The 19,155-nt window shown below is 60.9% G+C and carries 17 protein-coding genes and 1 pseudogene; 13 read left to right on the forward strand and 5 right to left on the reverse strand.

The window, feature by feature from the left end; all coding sequences use genetic code 11:
* The first annotated feature begins 54 nt into the window (after positions 1–54).
* From FZF13_RS04645 to FZF13_RS04685, 9 genes are all read left to right on the forward strand, one after another.
* The gene (locus FZF13_RS04645; protein ID WP_167523844.1) at positions 55–1,104 is read left to right on the forward strand and encodes a methyltransferase; all 1,050 of its coding nucleotides are present in this window, start codon (positions 55–57) and stop codon (positions 1,102–1,104) included.
* A gap of 366 nt (positions 1,105–1,470) precedes the next feature.
* Positions 1,471–2,196: a GntR family transcriptional regulator gene (locus FZF13_RS04650; RefSeq protein ID WP_083237692.1), complete on the forward strand. Its 726-nt coding sequence runs from the start codon at positions 1,471–1,473 to the stop codon at positions 2,194–2,196.
* 85 nt (positions 2,197–2,281) lie between these two features.
* Complete coding sequence (locus tag FZF13_RS04655; protein WP_065997570.1) at positions 2,282–2,818, forward strand: flavin reductase family protein; 537 nt, start codon at positions 2,282–2,284, stop codon at positions 2,816–2,818.
* A gap of 31 nt (positions 2,819–2,849) precedes the next feature.
* The gene (locus FZF13_RS04660) at positions 2,850–3,317 is read left to right on the forward strand and encodes a 4-hydroxyphenylacetate 3-hydroxylase N-terminal domain-containing protein (protein WP_065997572.1); all 468 of its coding nucleotides are present in this window, start codon (positions 2,850–2,852) and stop codon (positions 3,315–3,317) included.
* A gap of 324 nt (positions 3,318–3,641) precedes the next feature.
* Positions 3,642–4,220 (forward strand): transglutaminase-like cysteine peptidase, encoded by a 579-nt coding sequence (locus FZF13_RS04665; RefSeq protein ID WP_137901763.1) that lies wholly within the window; start codon positions 3,642–3,644, stop codon positions 4,218–4,220.
* A 620-nt stretch (positions 4,221–4,840) separates the two neighbouring features.
* Positions 4,841–5,287 (forward strand): hypothetical protein, encoded by a 447-nt coding sequence (locus FZF13_RS04670; protein ID WP_137901762.1) that lies wholly within the window; start codon positions 4,841–4,843, stop codon positions 5,285–5,287.
* Between the two features lie 80 nt (positions 5,288–5,367).
* Positions 5,368–5,712, forward strand: coding sequence for a hypothetical protein (locus tag FZF13_RS04675; RefSeq protein ID WP_083237693.1), 345 nt, complete (start codon positions 5,368–5,370; stop codon positions 5,710–5,712).
* A gap of 80 nt (positions 5,713–5,792) precedes the next feature.
* Positions 5,793–6,080 (forward strand): helix-turn-helix domain-containing protein, encoded by a 288-nt coding sequence (locus FZF13_RS29555; protein ID WP_083237694.1) that lies wholly within the window; start codon positions 5,793–5,795, stop codon positions 6,078–6,080.
* Positions 6,073–6,402 (forward strand): hypothetical protein, encoded by a 330-nt coding sequence (locus tag FZF13_RS04685; RefSeq protein ID WP_137901761.1) that lies wholly within the window; start codon positions 6,073–6,075, stop codon positions 6,400–6,402. Before FZF13_RS29555 ends, FZF13_RS04685 begins: the two co-directional genes overlap by 8 nt.
* A 226-nt stretch (positions 6,403–6,628) precedes the next feature.
* Here the strand turns inward: FZF13_RS04685 and FZF13_RS04690 are convergent, their stop codons facing one another.
* The 5 genes from FZF13_RS04690 to FZF13_RS04710 all read right to left on the reverse strand — a co-directional run bounded on the left by FZF13_RS04690 (position 6,629) and on the right by FZF13_RS04710 (position 12,415).
* Positions 6,629–8,266: an ABC transporter substrate-binding protein gene (locus FZF13_RS04690; protein ID WP_065997755.1), complete on the reverse strand. Its 1,638-nt coding sequence runs from the start codon at positions 8,264–8,266 to the stop codon at positions 6,629–6,631.
* 179 nt (positions 8,267–8,445) lie between these two features.
* Positions 8,446–9,393, reverse strand: a complete 948-nt coding sequence (locus FZF13_RS04695; protein WP_065997577.1) for an alpha/beta hydrolase — start codon at positions 9,391–9,393, stop codon at positions 8,446–8,448.
* A gap of 52 nt (positions 9,394–9,445) precedes the next feature.
* A complete protein-coding gene (locus FZF13_RS04700; protein ID WP_065997760.1) occupies positions 9,446–10,126 on the reverse strand; it encodes an isochorismatase family protein in 681 nt (226 codons plus the stop codon).
* A complete protein-coding gene (locus FZF13_RS04705; RefSeq protein ID WP_065997578.1) occupies positions 10,126–11,430 on the reverse strand; it encodes a M24 family metallopeptidase in 1,305 nt (434 codons plus the stop codon). The genes FZF13_RS04700 and FZF13_RS04705 overlap by 1 nt, the downstream gene beginning before the upstream one ends.
* Positions 11,431–11,518: 88 nt before the next feature.
* Entirely contained in the window at positions 11,519–12,415 is an 897-nt protein-coding gene (locus FZF13_RS04710) for a GlxA family transcriptional regulator (protein WP_245317492.1), read from the reverse strand.
* A gap of 913 nt (positions 12,416–13,328) precedes the next feature.
* On the opposite strand from FZF13_RS04710, the gene FZF13_RS04715 reads away from it, so the two are divergent.
* From FZF13_RS04715 to FZF13_RS29130, 4 genes and pseudogenes are all read left to right on the forward strand, one after another.
* Positions 13,329–14,954, forward strand: coding sequence for an autotransporter outer membrane beta-barrel domain-containing protein (locus FZF13_RS04715; protein WP_065997579.1), 1,626 nt, complete (start codon positions 13,329–13,331; stop codon positions 14,952–14,954).
* Positions 14,955–15,408: 454 nt separating this feature from the next.
* Positions 15,409–16,113 (forward strand): LuxR family transcriptional regulator, encoded by a 705-nt coding sequence (locus FZF13_RS04720; protein ID WP_083237697.1) that lies wholly within the window; start codon positions 15,409–15,411, stop codon positions 16,111–16,113.
* 149 nt (positions 16,114–16,262) lie between these two features.
* Positions 16,263–16,586, forward strand: a pseudogene (locus tag FZF13_RS29560) (hypothetical protein); the annotation flags it as partial.
* Positions 16,587–16,616: 30 nt separating this feature from the next.
* Positions 16,617–18,362, forward strand: coding sequence for a hypothetical protein (locus FZF13_RS29130; protein ID WP_245317482.1), 1,746 nt, complete (start codon positions 16,617–16,619; stop codon positions 18,360–18,362).
* Positions 18,363–19,155: the final 793 nt, after the last annotated feature.

Raw genomic sequence — 19,155 nt, forward strand, 5'->3', positions numbered from 1 at the left:
GGTCGCCGCTGGCTATTCTCGCCCGAAAGCCTCGCACCGCAAGCGGAGGAAGACATGTCGCGTGGAAAGGTACCACGACAAGACGGCAATACCTCCGCGACCATGACGCTGCTTTATATGGCGGCCGGAGGTTGGATCGGCCAAGCGGTGCATGTCGCGGCCAAGCTTGGTATTGCGGACGTCCTGGAAGGCGGGCCGAAAACCCCATCCGAGATCGCGACGGTCACGGGGGCCCATCCCGAGGCTCTTCATAGGCTGTTGCGGATGCTGGCAGGCCTGGGCGTCTTCGCGGAGGATACAGAGGGCCGTTTCGGCCTCACGCCGCTCGCCGATGGATTGCGCTCAACGGCACCCGTCTCCCTGCGCGCCTTCGCGGTCATGCTCGGCGACGAGATGCTCTGGCGCCCATGGGGAGAGCTTCTCCACGCGGTGCAAACCGGTGAAGCGGCCTTCCCTTATGTTTTTGGCGCAGGACTCTACGACTACTTAAGCACGCACCCTGAAGCCGCCGCGATCTTCGATGCCGCAATCACCGATCGTGCCCGGCAGGAGAACAAGGTAGTCGTCGATGCCTACGATTGGTGGCCGGACACGATCGTCGATGTCGGCGGCGGGCAGGGTTCGCTGCTCACCGCGATCCTGGCTCACGCCCCGAATGCCCGTGGCGTGCTCTTCGAGACGCCTCACGTCGCCGAAAGCGCGAAGACGATGATCGAGCGCGCCGGCCTAGCGACGAGGTGTTCTGTTGTCGGCGGCGACTTCTTCCGGAGCGTGCCTGCGCGGGGCGATCTTTACCTAATGCGGCGCGTCATGCACGGCTGGGGCGATCAAGACGCAATCGCCATCCTGCGAAACTGCAGGAAAGCCATCGGGCAAAATGGCCGGCTTCTGATCATCGAGCATATTCTTGCCCCGGGAAATGCGCCGTCGTGGGGCAAGATGCTGGACGTGCAGCAACTCGTGCTGACCAACGGGGGACGCGAGCGGTCCGAAGAGGAATATGCCAGCCTGCTTACCGCGGCGGGGTTCAAGCTGAGACGCGTGATCCTAACGTCCTCAACGGCAAGCCTCATCGAGGCGTTCCCTGTCGCAGAATCCAGTTGATCCCGTCGCTGCCATTAGTGTCCAAGCTCCACCTCGTGCAGTTGATGAAGTCCTCGTTGGGCCGAACGGCGGTGGCAGCGAGGTGGAACTCGTCGCGCGGCTGTTGGGGCCTCGTCGTCGGAACAGATCCAGCTTGAGGTGCGCAAACAGCGGTTCTACTTTCTTGCGCTACCACTGAGACGGTCGCTCTTTGTTGGATTTAGCGATGTCGCGTAACACCTCGCGTGGCAAGCGAGGAACCTTCCGGGGTCGACTTGTTGAACACGGTCACATGCGGCGCGACGCAATGCTCTCAGCCTGGTCCGCAGTCGAAGCATCCAACTTGCAACTTGAAACGCTGATCAACAACATGTATACATCTTGCCTATGAGTGATCGGCGTCAATCAGAACGCTCTTCCGCCGGGCAACGCGGTGATGCTGCGCAGGACGTGGTCTACCGTTGGCTAAAGCAGCATGTGCTCACCTTGCCCAGCCGCGAGGGCACGTTCCTTACCGAGGCGGAGGTCTGCCGCGAAACGGGAACGTCGCGGACCCCGGTGCGCGAAGCACTCTTGCGGCTTGAGGCCGACGGCCTCGTGCAGATCGTGCCAAAGAAGGGCGCCTACGTGCCGCCGATTGCTGAGGCCGAGATTGAAGCGGTCATGCAGGCTCGCGGCCTGGTGGAAGAGTGGTGCGCGCGGCAGGCGGCAGGCTTTGGCGAGCTGCTGGCCGGAGAGCTCGACAGGCTGATCGCCCAGCAACTCGAAGTGCAGCATGACCCGGTTGCCTTTTTCGGATGCGATCGAGATTTTCATCGCACCATCGTGCGCGCGGCAGGCAATCCGGTACTTGCCAACTTCTACGAGAGCTTGCGGGACCGACAGTTGCGAATGGGCGTGCATGCCATCTCGATGTCTGGCGGACGCGCCGAAAGCGTGCTCGCCGAGCATGCCGCGATCGTCGAGGGCATACGCAGCGGGCAGCCCGAACAAGCCGCCGCCGCCGTTGCCGAACATCTGGCGCAGACCCTCGTCGCCTTGCGGCTGCCGATGGCGGTGGGCTGGGGCGCCGCGTTCGACAGCCGTACGCAGGCCCGCGGCCACAGGCCATAGAAACGAGGCGGCAAGTGCGCGGCGTGGAACGGACTTTGGTGAGTTGATTCGGTGACTTAACAGATCGGTGCGGAAGGTGCCGGACATGATCATCGAACAGGAAGCGGCTTTCGACGGGCGTGCCTTCAGGCAGGCACTGGGGCAGTTTCCGACCGGCGTCTGCGTCGTCACCTGTCTGGCAGACGGCGAGCAACTCGGCATGACGATGAGTTCGTTCAACTCGCTGTCTCTGGATCCGCCCCTCGTCCTGTTCAGCATCGATCGCCGTTCGGCAAGCCTATCGCTATGGGAGATAGCGGCCAGCTACGCGATCAATGTTATTGCCGAAAACCAGAAGGACATCTCCAACCGTTTCGCGCGACCGCTTTCCAACAAATGGGAGGGCGTGCGGTTCGAGCACGGCCGCTCGGGCGCCCCGGTGCTGCCCGGCGCGGCGGCATTGTTTGACTGCGAGCCATGGGCCAGGCACGCCGCTGGCGACCATGTCCTGTTCATTGCCAGGGTGACGCATTTCCGTCGCTTCGCCGACCGGCAGCCGTTGGTTTTCAGCAAGGGGCGCTACGCATCGCTGCAGCCAACCGAGTTCACGGCGCCGCTTTGGCCACTGGACATTCACTACTGATTATTGAGCACCACCTATCGCGGAGGGTAAGATGATCAAGACCGGGGCACAGCATATCGAGATGCTGAGAGACGGCAGGCAGGTCTACATCAACGGCCAACCGGCCGGCGACGTCAGCGTGCACCCCGCCTTTCGGCGCACGATCCAGTCGATCGGCGCGCTCTATGATTTCCAGGCACGATCTGACAACCGGGACCTGATGACATTCGAGATACCCGAAAAGGCCATTTATCGAACCCGCTTCGAAGCGACGCAACAAGCCAATCGCTCAAACGCCTCCGCCATCAGAAGGGCCACTGGCGCGGATGGCCGCAACACACGAGATCCGAGACCAAGCGGACCGCCCCGTCCTATCGTAGCGAGGTACAAGAAGGGGGCGTCACGCCTCTGGCACGGCTTCTCGGCAATGACCGAAGAGACCACGCCGATCACGATGTCGCCGCACGTGCCATGCGTCTTGAGAGCGCCGCCTGATTATTCGAACAGAGCGGACAGGTAATTAGATTTACAATTTGATATTTCAAATTTTATGCTTATTGACCACGAATTTTACTAAGATAATACTTGGCCATTTTCCCTCAAATAAACGCGCTTCTGGCACAGTCCTCCGTGCGGTGAAGGCGCGGCAACAAAGTGACGCTGGGCAGCATCGCTCGCATTAACTCTTGATGTGGCGGTACCGGTGATGTTGCGCTCGCTTGCTATTCTGGCCGCCTCGTTTCTCGTCGGCTTTGTATCGCTGACATATGCCGGTTCTCTCGAACGAACGGCAGCCACCGAGGCGCGGTACCCCTCGCTCAGGCCATCGGCGACCCTCCTGAGGATGGCGCCAACGAACAGACCAGTCGTTGACGCCAGCTTTGCCCCTGTCGGAGGGGCTACCAGCATTCCCTATGGCTGGGTCGATTTCTGCGGCCGCCGGCCGGAAGAATGCAAGGTGCCAGCCCTGCCGGCCGTGGCCCTCAAGCTGACCGCGCAGAACCTGCGCACCCTTGAGCGGATAAACCGCAAGGCCAACAACTACATCGTGCCCATCAGCAATTTCGAGCATTGGGGCACGATGATGGACCATTGGGATTATCCGGTGGACGGCAAGGGCGACTGCAAGATCTATGCGCTCTACAAGCGCAAGCTTCTCATGGAAGCAGGTTTCCCCCGGCAGGCGCTGCTGATGACGATCGTGCGCGACCTGAACAACGAGGGCCACACGATCCTGACGGTCAAGACCGACAAGGGCGACCTCATCCTCGACAATCTGGTCAATGCGATCAGGCCCTGGAACGCGACCGGTTACTATTTTCTGAAACGCCAGTCGCAGCAGGACCCGAACACTTGGCTGTCGATCAGCCGACGCGGAGGTGTACCAACAACCTCCGTGGACATCGCCGGGCTGATAAACTGAGCCCCTTCGTCTGCCTCACGAAGTTTGAACGATCCTCTTCATTCTCAATTGGGTCCATTAGTCGGCTAGATTTTATGGTTGGCGCACGTCGTGGCACGGAGCCAACGCCGCGAGCGTTGCCAGGCACGTGCAAAGGCCTTGAACGTTTGGCGGCGGCATTAGCCTACTGTAACGTCTATTCCCCTCTTTGGCCGGCGGTAACAGCCTCATCCGTCATTTTTGTGCTTTCAGGACCAAGGCTGCCGCGGCTAACGCCGCCAATCCCGCGGCGCAGACACCCGGAATTACGCCACGAAATAGCGCCGAGCTCTGCTCGGTCACCAACTCGGTTTGCCAAGAGGCCGATTTTGCTTCGTTCATCTGGCGCGAGAAATTCCCACGAACGCCCGAATTGACTACGCCTCAAACCATGAGGCTACAATTTTAAGGAAGCACGTCACGGGATAGAAATCCAAAATATTGGCTCGCGCCGTCATCAAATCTCAGCGCGAAGTTCCATGAGCACCTCGCCCGCTTGATTAAGCCACTACCATTGTGCCCGATTCCCCAAAACGGTTCACGGGCGAATCCTCTACAAACGTGGCATCTTCCGCTCCACGAAGCGCTCCCAGCAGCCAGGGGTGCTGATTGAATTTTGCACGATCGGCTCGTCGCATAAAATCCAGTTTGATGAGCGACCAGGAACTGAATTTGGCGCCAGCATAGCCCCTTCACTCGTCAATATGTGCCAGCGCACGCCAAAAGGACGTCGCGGCGTTGCGCAATATGGACGATCTCGACGCCGGGCTGCCAGTGATGCGCGCGGCGGACTTAACAAGGTCGGGGAACTCGGACTCCAAAAATCGCCCCTGAACGATGTCATTGACCAATTGACACCGGGAGGCTGCCCCACGCTGACGGATGTCGAAGACCCCTTCCTGGGCCTCCTCGACCAGCTCGTCGAGACGCTCAAGATCTCCATCGCAGCGCTTGAGAATCTCTTCCTGGACGCGTTGCGTGTAGCCGGAGATCTCGTTGTACGCATCAAACTCTGGCTGCGGACGGCGACCCCACCACGTGGTATCTAGCGTGCCAGCAAACTAACATCTGGACATTCTATTAGCCTAGGTGCTAATTGTTGATGTCCATTTTTGAAGGAGGCTGTGGTATGACCGAGCATGAGCATCGCGCTAGGCTGCGGGAAAATCCCGATGCGCCTGTAATCAACATAGTCACTTACGTTCCGCGCAAAGGCAAAGAAGCTGAGCTTCTGGAGTTGGTGAAGCGACATGAAAGCGCTCTCCGTAAGTCGGGCTTAGTTACTTCGGAACCATTCAAGGTGTGGAAGGCGTATGACATACGCAAGGAGCGAGAGCAGTACATCGAGTATTTCGTCTGGATTAACGGCGGTGCTAGCGATGTCGCTCATCAAACCCCGGAAGTTATGTCTGTGTGGGAACCGATGGGGCCAGTTCTAGAGGATATGACGATTTGTGAGGTTGAGCTGCTTTGACATTTGATGCAGCGGCAAGGCTAGCGGCTCTCGATGTCGTGGTCACGGCACTTGCGCATCCTGCACGTCGGCAAATTCTGATGACCATACATTTTCGCGATCAAGCAACGGCTGGCGAGATTGCCGGCCGCTTCGCACACACCTGGCCCACCACTACAAGACACCTTCGCGTGCTAGAGGACGCTGGCCTGATTCAGCATAACCGCAGCGGCAGAACGCGAGTGTATTCTGTTAATAGGGAACGACTTGCAATGGTTAGCGAGTGGCTCTCGTGGTTTAACCTCCCCAAAGTGGCCTCTACCTATACGTCTGAATCCCAAGATGAGGCTGAATTGAAATATGAACTGACGAAATCTGGAAATGCTTGACGCCATTGAATCCGGCGTGGACGATCTGAACAACGAGGCCCTGAAAGAGCGCATAGCGGCCCTCAAGGCAATTCGCGATCAGGCGAAGGCCGACGCCGAGCGCGCCCAGGCCGCGCTTGATAGTATCGGTAATCAGGCTGTCAGCCTCGATATGGTCGAAACCTTCGCCCGTGCGGCGCGCCAGCCGTATGCGGTTGGAAAACGGCGGCTACCGCCGCGATCACCTACACGCACTGGCTCAGCGTGCCGAAGTTGCCGACGACGAGGTGCGTATCATGGGATCGAAGTCGGAACTGCTGCGAACTCTTGTTGCCGCTTCTAGCGTACAATCGGCGGTTTTCGGCGTTTATACTTCTACAGTGAAATGGCGCACCACGAGAGATTCGAATAGTGCGACTATTCACACCGGAGATGTCCGGTTTTGGGAAACAATTTGGACCGTACAAATGACCGAAATGAGAACGCAACACTGCCAGTGCATTGTGCGCGTTCCGAGATTTGAAACGCATTAGGCCCTGTTGGGTTCGCACTTCGCCCCCGCCAAGCCCTCACCCCTCCACCCATACCTTCTCGAAGTGTTGTTCCAACGCCTGGTGCTGCTCGCAATTGTGCACGCCGTTGCGGAAGCTGCGATAGACAGAGCGCCAGTAGGGCTGGATGATGATGCCGGCATCGCGCAAGTTTTGTTCGATCTTGCCCATGATCCCCTGCCGCTCCTTGGCGTCCGGCATGGCCAGTGCCTTGTCGAGCAGTTCGTCGAACGCCTTGTTTGAATAGGCGCTTTCGTTCCAGGCGGCCCCGGTCTTGTAAGCGAGCGCCAGCACCTGAACGCCAAGCGGCCGTCCGAGCCATTCCGTGCAGGAGAACGGATATTTGCTCCAGTCGTTCCAGAAGGTGGCGGCCGGCAGTACAGTGCGTTTCACCTTCAACCCCGCCTCGCGCATCTGGGCTGCAATCGCGTCGCCGGTCGATTTCTGCCACTCGACATCGACCGAGATCAGGTCGAACTCATGGTCGGTCTTGCTGGCCTCCTTGAGCAGCGTCTGGGATTCGGCCACCTTGCGCTCGGCCGGACCGACATCGGCATACTCAGGATGGATCGGCGCGACATGGTGGTTCTCGCCCGGTTTGCCGCGGTCGTCGAGCGCGATCTTCAGAACAGCGCCATTGTCGACGGCAAGCTGCGCCGCGCGCCTTACCTTGACGTCGTCATAGGGTGCGTTGTTGACGTTGAAACGCGCCACGATGGTCGAGCCGGTGGCGATTTCCGACTGGCCGAGCCTGATCGCCTCGGTCTGAGAGAGAATGTCAGCAGAGGTCTCGTGGTTGGTGTCAATCTCGCCGGATTCGAAGGCCGACAGCATCGCGTTCGGGTCCGAGCCGTAGTCCACCCATTTGATGCCGTCGAGATAGACCTCGCCCTTCCACCATTTATCCTTGCGCTTGACCTCGGCGCCGGTTTCAGCGTCCCAGTTCATCAGTTCGAACGGACCCGTTGTGATGGCCAACGCCTTTTTCGGATCACCATCCCCCTGATAGGAGCGATGCATGATCAACGCCGGATAATCGGCCATGCTGGCGATCAGCGAAATGTCCGGTTTCGGCAAGTTGAGGCGAATGGTGTGGTCGTCCACCCGCTCTATTCCGCCAGCAACCGCTTTCTTGGAATTGGCATCAACCAGCGCGCCCATGCGCGTGGCTAGCGAATTGCCGGCGACATCGGCCTCGCACCAGCGGTTCAGATTGTGAATGACGTCGTCAGCATTGAAAGCATCGCCGTTCGACCATGAGATGCCCTTGCGCACCTTCAGCGTCAGCGTCTTGGCATCGTTGCTCATCTCCCAGGCTTCCAATAGCCAGGGCTCGAAGCTGAAGTCGCGGTTCCAGCGTACGAGATATTCGTTACAATGGCGCGCAACGTTCGACATTTCGACACCGTCGAAGGTACGCGGGTCCTTGAACCCCTTGACGTTCATGGCAACTCTGAGCACGCCGCCCTTTTTTGGTTCTTCGGCGCGGGCAGGTGTCGGTGCGATACCGCCTATTGCAAAGGCGCCGGCCGCACTCACGCCAAGTGCAGCCATAGTGGCGAGATATTCGCGCCGATTCATCAGGCCTGTCTTGAAGTCACGCGCTGTCGGTTTTGCGAGTGGGTGCAGCGGCCTTTCGGTCAACATTAGCTTGATCATGGCTTTCCCCTGCCTGACCCCGGCTTGTTGATGGCTTTGGTGGCTGCCGGGCGTTCTTGGTAGGAGCGAAGCATAAGTCCGGAGCCCGATCGGGAATGTTCCGATTTCCGTAAATCTTGTGCGCTGTTCCGTAGTTCATCAGATCGCACTCTCAGCCACGCGCAACCGCGAGGAGATCAGTACGGCCAGCGGCCCTCCCCCAGTGCCACAAGAGCCGCAACGATATCAGCCATCGCCTCGCCTGCGCGCAAAGTGCTTTTGCGAGCGCGCAAGAAGCTGTGCGTGAGGCGCCTTTCGTTGAGCCAGGCCGCTGTGCCGCCAGCGGCAAGAATGCGGTTCCGATAAATTTCGCCATCCAACGACAGCGGATCGCATTCGGCGGCAACGATCACTGTTGTCGGCAATCCTGTGAAGTCACTGTCCCACAGCGGTTCCAGTGTCGCGTCATCCCCTCGTGGCGTATGCGCTGTGCGCACCTGCTTGTAAAAGGCGAGGTCGGCGGTCGACAACAACGGCGCCTCGGCATGTTCGATATAGGACCCAGCCGAAGGGTCGCCGCCAAGGCTCGGATAGATCAAGACCTGGCCAACGGCCGGTCTCGCTCTGCCGCGTGTGGCGTGTGCCACCGCGGCGGCCAGATTGCCGCCCGCGCTCTCGCCGCACAGCACGATCGGAAGTTCGGTCTCCGCCACAAGCCAGTCGAAAGCAGCCACAGCATCTTCGAAAGCTGCGGGATGCAAATATTCCGGTGCCAGGCGATAATCTATGGAGATCACCGCAAAGCCGGTCTCGCCACAGAGGTCGGCGCAGATGTCATCATGACTATCCAGTCCGCCAAACACAAAACCACCGCCATGAAAATAGAGGATGGCCGCCCGCGGCGAGCGGCCATCCAGCCGATAACGGCGAAACGGGATTGCGCGATCCGCCAACGTGATCGCACCGTCCTCGGTCTCGACGCCGGCAGGGCGGCCGGTATGAAAGGCGGCCGCCATTTCGTCATAGAGGGCACGTTCCTGTTCCACGGGCATGCCAGCGTTCGCGGAGAAATGCCGTGCATTCACCGCGTCGATGTAGGCCCAGTACTCCGGATCGAGCAGCTGCGCGTATTTCCCGCGATCCATCGTCCCTCGAGATCCAGTCGGAATTTCCGGCGGTTCCGCTCCCGTCGGCATTTCAAAGCGATTGGTAGAGTTCCGCAGCATTTTCGTAGGTAAAGCGCATCGGCACCGAACCCTCGATCTGCCATGTGGCCACCACTTCGCCAGCCATCAGCCGGCAGGCAGTACCGGTATCGGTCACCGCGCCGCCATAAAGGCGGTTGGCAAGATTCAGGATCGCTGTTTGGTGCATGGCAGCGCTTCCGCTGCCGCAGGCATCCTTGACGAGAAGTACGCGAAAACCGGCGGTCACCGCGTCGCGCACCGTGGCGTCGACGCAGGCCTCGGTCCAGACCCCGGCAACGATCAGCCACTCGATGCCGCGCGCCCTGAGAAGTTCGACAGCCTCCGGTGCGCGGAAAGCGCTGGCGTGCGCCTTGACCAGCAATGTTTCGCCTTCGATTGGTGCCACTTCGGCGCAGATCGCCGTCAGCGGATCGTCCTTGCTGGAAAATGCCGATTTGCCGTTGCCATCGAGCGGATGGAATGGGCGCTCCTGCGTATCGAGATCAACGACATAGGCCCAATGAAAGAGCGGCACGCCGTTCGCCCGTGCCGCCGCCTGCAGCCGCTGCACATTGGCGAGCAAGTCGGAAAACCCCTCGACCAGATAGCGGCTGTCCTTGCGGTGTTCTTCCTGCAGGTCGATGAAAATGGCGGCCGCCGCACCACGGGGGATAGAAACAGGCGCCTTCATCATGCATGCCCTTCTAGGAATTCATCCTCATAGGGAAAGCGCGAAAGCAATTCCGTCCCCGTTTCGGTGATCAAAACCTCGTCCTCCAGCTTAACGCCCTCGCGCCCGCCCTTCTCGCCGATATAGCTTTCCACGGAAACCACCATGCCAGGCTGCATGATGCCGTCGCGACCATAGGTTTCGTAGTCCATGGAATGGGCAATGAAAGGCGTTTCGCCGTGCATGCCCACCCCGTGCATGACGGAAGTGTAGCGTTGGTCGACAAAACGGTCGGGAATTTTCCATGCCTTTTCCGCGATCTCACGGAACGCCATGCCTGGCTTCACAATCGAAATGTTGTGCTGCACCTGGTCGTAGGCCATGCCGTAAAGCATCTTCTGATAGTCGCTCGGCTTGCCTGGACCGCAGCGGAAGGTGCGGGAGAAATCCGAATAATAGCCATAACAGCCGATCGTATCGGTATCGAGCGCCACCAGTTCGCCAGGCCGCACCTTGCGACCGCTCGCTTCGTTGAACCATGGATTGGTGCGCTGGCCAGAAGTCAAAAGCCGCGTCTCGATGAACTCGCCGCCTTGCCGGATCACCTCGTGATACATGATGGCGAAGAGTTCGTTCTCGGCGACGCCTGGCTTGATTGCTTCTCGCACCGCCGCCACCGCGGACTCTGCGCCAGCCATCGAAGCGACGAGACATTTCACTTCCTGCGGCGTCTTTATCGCGCGCACGGCCAGTATCTCGCCCTGGCAATCCTTCACGTCGCAGCCGCGTTTTTGCAGCGCCAGCGCTTGCAGGTGGCTGCAGCGGTCCAGCCCAAGCTTCATCGAGCCGCCGCCATGGGTCTTCAAGAGATCAGCGATTTCGTCGGCGAAAGGCCCGGCCGTCTCGTCGTCTCGGCCGGAGACCGAAGACCACACCAGTTTCGAAGGCCTGGCCTCGTCGACTGTGTCGAGCACCATGGAGACATGGTAGCTCTGTGGATACTCGAACAGCACGATCGGCCCTTCGGTGGGGATGAAGAAGTAGCGTGTCGAATTGCGCAGGAAATAGCCGAACATGTTGCGTGAGCCGGTGGCGTAGCGCTGGTTGTAGGGATCGAACAAAACTACGGCGCCATAGCCTGTCTCGCGCATCCAACTGCGCAGCCGCTCAAGCCGTTCTTTTCTCAGCGCAACTGCGTCAATGAAGGAAGGCTCAGTGTCGGAAAGCCACATGCCGCCGGCAGGATCTGCTGTCGCCGGGTGGCGCATACGATCCCTGAAATCGACGTCTTCGGTGCTGTCGGGGTTAAAAACCACAATGCTCATGTCCGCCTCCTGAGGCTTTGGACAATGGGGCAAACCGTCCGTTTCAATTGTGCAGAATACCGCAGGGATCGCTCAACAATCCGCCACACTAACTTCGTCGTGCCGCCTTCGGCGTACGGCCATATTGTTCACGAAATGCCCGCGCGAAGCTCGACATGGAAGCGAAGCCGCAAGCCAACGAAACGTCGCGCACGGCAAGTGTCGAATGCGCCAGCAGATCGGCGGCACGCTTCAGGCGCAGCCGGCGATAGTAGCTGTTGGGTGGAATGGAAAGTTCAGCACGAAAGCTGCGCTCCAGTCGATCCGGTGAGACGCCGAGGCGCGCCGCCAGATCGGACATGGCGAGCCGTTCCTCCACTGCATCCTCCATGATGGCGATGGCCGACAGCACCAGCTCGTTCTGCACGCCTGTGCGTAGCCGGAGCGGCATCAGCTTGCGGTCGACGCTGGAGCGCAGTGGGCTGTGCACGAACCATTCCGCCACGCCGGCCGCCAGTTCCGAACCGTAGTCCTCCGTGATGATCTCCAGCATCATGTCGAGCCCGCCGACGCCGCCGGCGGAGGTGAAGCGTCGCCGGTCGATAACATAGAGGTCGCGCCGCAGCTCAATCTCCGGAAACGCTTCGGTGAAGGCGGCCTGGCTGGTCCAGTGCAGGGTGCAGGCGTACCCGTCGAGCAGGCCTGCGCGGGCCAGGAAGAAAGCAGCGTCAGCCACCGCGCCGAGATGCGTGCCACCGCGCAAGCTCTTGCGGATCCAGGCGACGGCATCGTCGGCGACCAGGTGGTCGGCATTACCGCCAGAACACACGACGATGCGGTCGGCGTTCGGATTGGCGGCGGCGGCGAAGCCCGGCTGGATGACGACGCCGTTGGAGGCTGCGACCGGGCCGCCATCCGGCCCGACGATGAGCCAGCGGTAACACTCTTTCTTCGCCAATGCGTTGGCGGCGCGCAGCGGCTCGATGATCGAGGAAAACGCCATCATTGGAAACTGCGGAAAAATCAGGACGGCGAAAGTGATGGGCGCGTTTCTTGGCGCGCCAAGGCGGCTTTCGGGTTTCGATGCCACGGCGCGCCCGCTCCCGGAGCCTATGGTGAATCTATGGTCGCTCACGATATCCCAGCCATTCATTCCCAGAAGCCGGCTTTGCGCTGTGCGGCACCAGGAATGCGACGTCTCCATTCACTCCAAACCCATCCCCTCGGTCACCGCCCGAACATTTTCGAATGTCGGTTAAGGCGATCTCGAGCAAGAATAGTCCAACGCCTTCGTTGCTAGCCATTGAGGCCAGAACACGCGCGCAGGCGATCCCCCCGCCTTGTGTTGTGCGGATTGTCCTAGTCTTCCGGCGCGAAATAGAAGCGAAGAGGCTTTTTTGTCATTTCTCCTCTTTTCCGAGGAGAGACAATTCGACCTCAAGACCGCATGTTTTTCCACAATTCTTGGGAGAGTCGGTCGGGGGCGAATGGCGATCTGTTATTTTTGCAACGGCTCTGGACGGTGCGCCGGTTGCGGCGGGACCGGAGTGCAGGCCGATGGTCGCACCTGTGCGCTCTGCGGCGGCGACGGACGCTGCCAGCACTGCACCGGCGGCGTGATGCGTGCTGGGGTGGGCGACCAATTGCATTGGGGGTATCAGCGGACTTCGGAGCAGCACCGGAGATCAGCGCGTAGAGCGGGGCGGAGCGAACGGAAGCGGTCGGCTTCCGTCGCCCGCGTGCTTGCGGCAACGCTGGGCACTGCCCTGCCGGGATTGGTCGCGGGTGGCGCGGCCCATGCGCAGAGTTTGCCAACTTACACGCCGATTAACCAACGAGTTTGCTCCGTCTTCGATCCTCAGTGTCCAGGTGGTGCCGGTGGCAATAGTGCCCAGAGCACCTCGAGCGAGGAAAAGGTCGTGTTCAACACGCCCACCACGCGGACGACCAACACGACAATTTACGCGACCGAGATCATTGGCAGGCTCAATGGCGGTACGCCGCTCTACGATCACACCTTCTCGGTGCCGTACAGCGATGCTGCCGCACAGGGCGGGGTGGTGGCTGCGCGCGCGGCGATCACCACGGCGGGCGGGCCGGGAGTCATCATCGGTGCGCCAGTTCTCACTGCATCGAGCACGACCACCGCAACCAGTTCGACAACGCTCTACAGTCTTGCCGGTACGTCGACATCGACTGCAGCCGTGGTCACCGTCGGTCCCAGCCAGTCGCCCATCCAGATCGGTACGCGCAGCACCTGCACGGGCATTTCGGGTCTGCCGGGCACGACGGCCCCGAGCTGCACCGCCGTCGCGCCAGTTGCACAATACACGGCGTCCCTGCCGGGTTTTAACATCAACTTTCGCCAATCGGGCAACCTGGCACCAAATGGGGCGCTGATCCTAAACGGCAACAACCAGATCGTCTTTCAGGATCCGACTGCGGTAAAGCTGACTGTCTCGGGCGGTGTAATTCTGACCAACTTCGACATTGTGACCACCTACACGATCGACCAAGCCACGACGACGACCAGCACCACGACGCAGTTCGAGCAATACACATTGTTTGGCGTCGTGCGCGCGATCGGCACGGCGCATCCGGCGATGCAGGTGGTGGCGCTCGACGCCAGCGACATCTTCCTGTCGCGGCTGCTCGGACCGGGCAAGGCCGCCATCGGCGCGCCGGTGATGGTGGACGGCAAGCCTTCGCGGTGGTCCGTCTTTCTGGAAGGGACAGGCTATTGGGGCCGGATCGGCGCGACGGCCTCGCTGCCCGGATCGACCTACAGCTTCGGCGGCGTGCGCGGCGGCTTGGGCTATACCGTCACACCGGACCTCTCAGTCGGCTTCGCCGCTGAAGGCGGCCGCACGACCTGGTCGATGAGTGACGCCACTTCGCGCGACAGCGCCTCTGGCGATGGATTCCGCGCCGGCGCGTTCGCGCTTTACTCACCCGGCGCCTGGCGCTTCTCGGCCGCCGCCTTCGCCGGCCGCCAGCATTTCGATACGAACAGCTCATGGGTTGGCATTTCCGACGCGACGACCGCGAGCTTCGATGCCACGACCTATGGCGCCGGCGTCACCGCCGGCTATGCCTTCAACCTCGGCGGGGTGACGCTCACGCCGCGCGCCGGTCTGTCCTGGCTTGGCTGGAATTCGCCATCTTACGCCGAGAGCGGCGGCTTGCTGCCGCTGTCGGTGGAATCGGCGACGCGCAATCAGGTCCGGCCAAGTCTCGGCCTCACGGCCGAGCACAGCTTCGCCATCGACAACGGCCAGGCGCTGAGCCTCGGCGCGAGCGTCAAGGGGTTCGCCGTGCTGGGCGACCACGACGGATCGGTCCGGGCGACGGCCGCCGGCTTCTCCTCGCCGGGCTCCTTCGGGATCGAGGCGCCAGGCCTTGGCCGCTATGGCGTCGAGCTGGGCGGCTACGGCGCGCTGGCGCTCAGCGCCACGACCGCGCTCACCGCGTCCTATAGCGGCCGCATCATGGGGCACGGCGGCATTACCCACGGCGGACAGATCGGCCTCAAGGTCGCCTTCTGACATGCGCGGACCGGTGCGCCAGTCGGCCTGCAACTCGATGTTGAGCGTGTTGGCGATCTGGCGCGGATGCGGCAAAGGTCATCGACGACGGCAAAACCAGGCAATTCGTTTACGTCATACCACTCCCTTAAGCATCGGTCGCGGGCGGCTGCGGATTGGCGCTTTCGGATTTGACGCCCAGTCGCCGCGTCATGCCTTCACGGCATCGCGCCTGAAGCTGCAAGAGCCGAGTTCAGGATGGCATGACCAATGAAGTCGTTGAGCGTTTCTTGCATCATCTTCCCCTGCCGCCGAAGTGTGGCGACCCGCGATTGGCGACGAACCGAGCTGGTTTGCCCCTTCCGGTTGAACTGCCGGTCCGGCATGATGCGGTAGGATGAGAGAACGGTATGCCCGCCAGCACATCTTCGAATTCTGACTAATTGCGCAATTCATATGAACGTACGGGGGGGTGATGATTGGAGAATTCTCTGCCGTGCTTGAGGAGTGCACGACGATCGAGGCTGTCAGGACCCTGTTCAAGGAGCGTATTGCATCCTTCGGCTACACGGCCAGCGCCTGCGGCGCGTTTCTGCCGACCGACAAGGGACCGGAAACGCATTTCTTCTTTCAGGACTGGCCGCCGGATTGGATAGAACTCTATGCTCGGCGCAATTTCGTCGCCGCCGACTATGTCGTCGCCGAGGCCAGACGGCGCATCGCGCCCTTCACCTGGCTTGAAGCGAAGGCCGAGCGCATCTTGTCGCGCGCCGAACAGGACATTTGGGATACCGCCGCCGAATGGGGTTGGACGGATGGGTTCTCGGTGCCGATCCATGGGCCCGGCGGCTACTTCGGACTTGTCGCAATGGCGGGCAAGGAACGGCCGGTGCCATCCGCGCTGCGCCGCGAATTGCACCAGCTTTCATTTCTGACACATGAACGCTGCCGCACTTTGACCGGCGTTGCGCCGGTTGCCGACCCGCAGGCGACCCTCACACATCGCGAGCTTGAATGCGCGCGCTGGGTGGCGGCCGGCAAGACCGATGCGGCCATCGCCACGTTGCTCGGCGTATCGCAAACCACGGTACGAAGTCACATCGATCAGGCTCGCCGCAAGCTCGGGGCCAGAACACGCGCGCAGGCGATCGCCCGCCTTGTGTTTAGCGGGTTGTCCTAGTCTTTTAGAGACTTTTTTGTCATCTCTCCTCTTTTCCGAGGAGAGACAATTCGACCTCAAGACCGCATGTTTTTCCCCAATTCTTGGGAGAATCGGTCGGGGGCGAATAGCGCATGGAGAAGAACAAGTTTGTTTTCAGATGCCGAGCAATGGCGGGCATCTCAACCTTGGCATTGGTGGCATCGGGTGTGCTGGTGCCAGCACAGGCGCAAACAGCGACGACGCCCCTCAATTTGGGCACGCTCGGCGGCAGTTTTTCCGGCGCATTTGCGCTCAGTTCCGATGGCTCGGTGGTTGTCGGCGACTCCTCTCCATCGTCGTCTCCATCATCGACCCACGCCTTTCGCTGGACACAGGCCGGCGGCATGATCGACCTTGGCACATTCGGAGGCGTGGAATCATACGCGCGCGGGGTGAGCGCCGACGGATCAGTCGTCGTCGGGGACTCAAGCAACAGCGCGGGCGTTTTCCATGCATTCCGCTGGACACAGGCAGCGGGACTGGTGGACATCGGATCGTTGGGCGGCAATCAGCTCTACACCTATGGCACGAGTTCCGATGGTTCGGTCATTGTCGGTCGCGCCAACCCCACCGGCAGCAGTTTCTATCGCGCATTTCGATGGACTCAGGTCGATGGCATGACCAATCTTGGTACGCTTGGGGGAAATTCTTCTGTCGCATACGCCGTCAGTTCGAACGGCCTCGTCATCGTCGGAAACTCGGCCACGACTGGAAATACTGCCCAGCACGCATTCCGCTGGACCCAAGGCAGCGGAATGACAGACATAGGCACGCTCGGCGGCACAATTGCCACAGCATACGGAACGAATGCCGACGGCTTGGTGGCGGTAGGCAATTCAACGACGACCGGAGACGCGACCTTCCATGCCTTCCGCTGGGCGCAGGGCAGTGGCATGGCCGATCTTGGCACGCTTGGAGGAAATACTTCTGTCGCCTATGGCGTGAGCGCCAACGGTTCCATCGTCGTTGGCTATTCCGCTCTAGCTGGCAGTGGCGTGCATGCCTTTCGCTGGACGCAAGCGACCGGCATGGCCGACCTCAATACGCTCCTTGCAAATGCGGGGGTCAACATGACCGGTATCACGCTGGCGAATGCGCAAGCGATATCCGGCGACGGACAATTCATTGTCGGCAACGGGACGTTCAGCCCCTCGTTAAATTCGCACGCCTATGTAGTGCGTTATGTCGAGCAGACGACCCCGCCGGTGACGCCGCCTGTAACCCCACCGGTCAATCCACCTGTAACTCCGCCAGTCAATCCGCCTGTCACGCCTCCAGTCAGTCCGCCCGTCACGCCGCCTGTGGTGATCTCGCCGATCGCGGGCATAACCACCCGCGCCGCCGTGCAGGGCTCGATCGACGATCTCGCCCTCTCCCGCGCCCGTCTCGCCATCCACCAGCATGGCCTGGTTGCGCCTCTGCTCGGTGCCAACCTGCCGATCGGCGCGCCCTCGGAGATCGGCCTCTATGCCGCCGCCGGTTCGGCCGCTGGCGGCGCCTTCAGCCGCATCGCCTTCGGCAACGGCCTGACCCTGCTCGGTGGCATCGCCTATCAGAAAGAGAACTATCGCAACGCCAGCCTAAAGAGCGCTGTCACTGTGGCCGCTGCGGTGCGCTACGTCGCCCCGCCGATTTCCGGTTGGGTCAGCCCCTATGTCGAGGCCGGCGGCTGGATCGCTCCCGACGCCAGTCTGCGCTTTAGCCGCAGCTACGCTAACGGCGCGGGGATCGCCACCGGCGAAGGCGGCGGCAGTGGCGCGCTCGGCTATGTCTATGGCCGGCTCGGCGCCGTGGTTTTCGCCACGCCGGCCGATGAGGTCGCGATCTCCGGCGAACTCGGCCGGCAATGGCTGAAGGTGAACGCGTACGGGGAACCGCTCTCCAGCGGCAATCCGTTCGAAGCGACAGTGTTCAAGGGCACTGACAGCGCCGATGTCGTCAAGCTACGCGGTCAGGTGACGCATGCCTTCACCGCCGACGTCGACGCCACCTTATGGCTGGCCGGCGCCCATGGTTTCGGCGCCAAGTCCAGCTTGAAGGCTGGGGTGCCCGGTATCGGTGTGCTCGCCGGCGGGGCTGTCAACGCCAATTGGCTCGAATATGGCGCACGGCTTGGCTACCGCTTCACCAAGCAGGCCTCCGTCGACGTGTTCGCCAACGGCATCTCAGGCGACAAGGCCATCGGCAACAGCGTGCATGTCGGCCTCGACCTGCGCTACCGCTTCTGAAGCGAGAGGACCGCCTCATGGATCTCTCGTTTCTGCACGACAATGCAGCACGAACCAGAACCAGTCTCTCTTGTAATCTATCGGTAGTGTCGACCGTCAAGAGCGATATCAAAACTGGTTCGATCACTCGCGGGAGTACGCTGTCTGACTGGAATGAGACGTGCGCGCCTATTTTATCGCATGGTCGGTCACAGGCCCTCAAAACGGAGGCGCGACCTCAGACTACCGCACTGACAGCTTTTGGGACTGCTGTTGCGATCATCTCATTGATAGCATTCCCGAGCGCCAGCCACGCCGACGATGTCAACATAACGACAAACACCAACAACGGTATCAATCTCGATGGATACGTTGGTACGACGGTTGGAGTTTCGCCGGGCGTTGCCGTCACCAACACCACGGCCACCTTAACCTGCAGTTCATTTGCTTCGCTTTGCGCCACCACTCACGCCTGGACCTTGACCAATCAAGGCACGATCGGACCCGGCAATTCCGGAGATGGAGTCAAATTCAAGGCTGGTGGTAGCGTCATCAACATGGGCGCCATCGACGGCGGCAACCTCGGCAATGGCATCTGGGTCGAGGGAGCGCCGGGCACCGTGGACAACCGGGCTGGCGCGACGATCCACGGTACAAACGGCGGTGTCGTGTTCAAGATCGGCGGCCCTGCCGGCACGGTAACCAATGCTGGGACGATCACGGCCGAGAGCCTTGGCGCGGCCGTGAGCTTGGGCGGCGGTGGTATCTTCACCAATCTTGCCGGAGGTGTTGTCCAAAGCCACGGCGGTTCCAA

This window comes from Mesorhizobium terrae (assembly GCF_008727715.1).
Taxonomy (GTDB): domain Bacteria; phylum Pseudomonadota; class Alphaproteobacteria; order Rhizobiales; family Rhizobiaceae; genus Mesorhizobium; species Mesorhizobium terrae.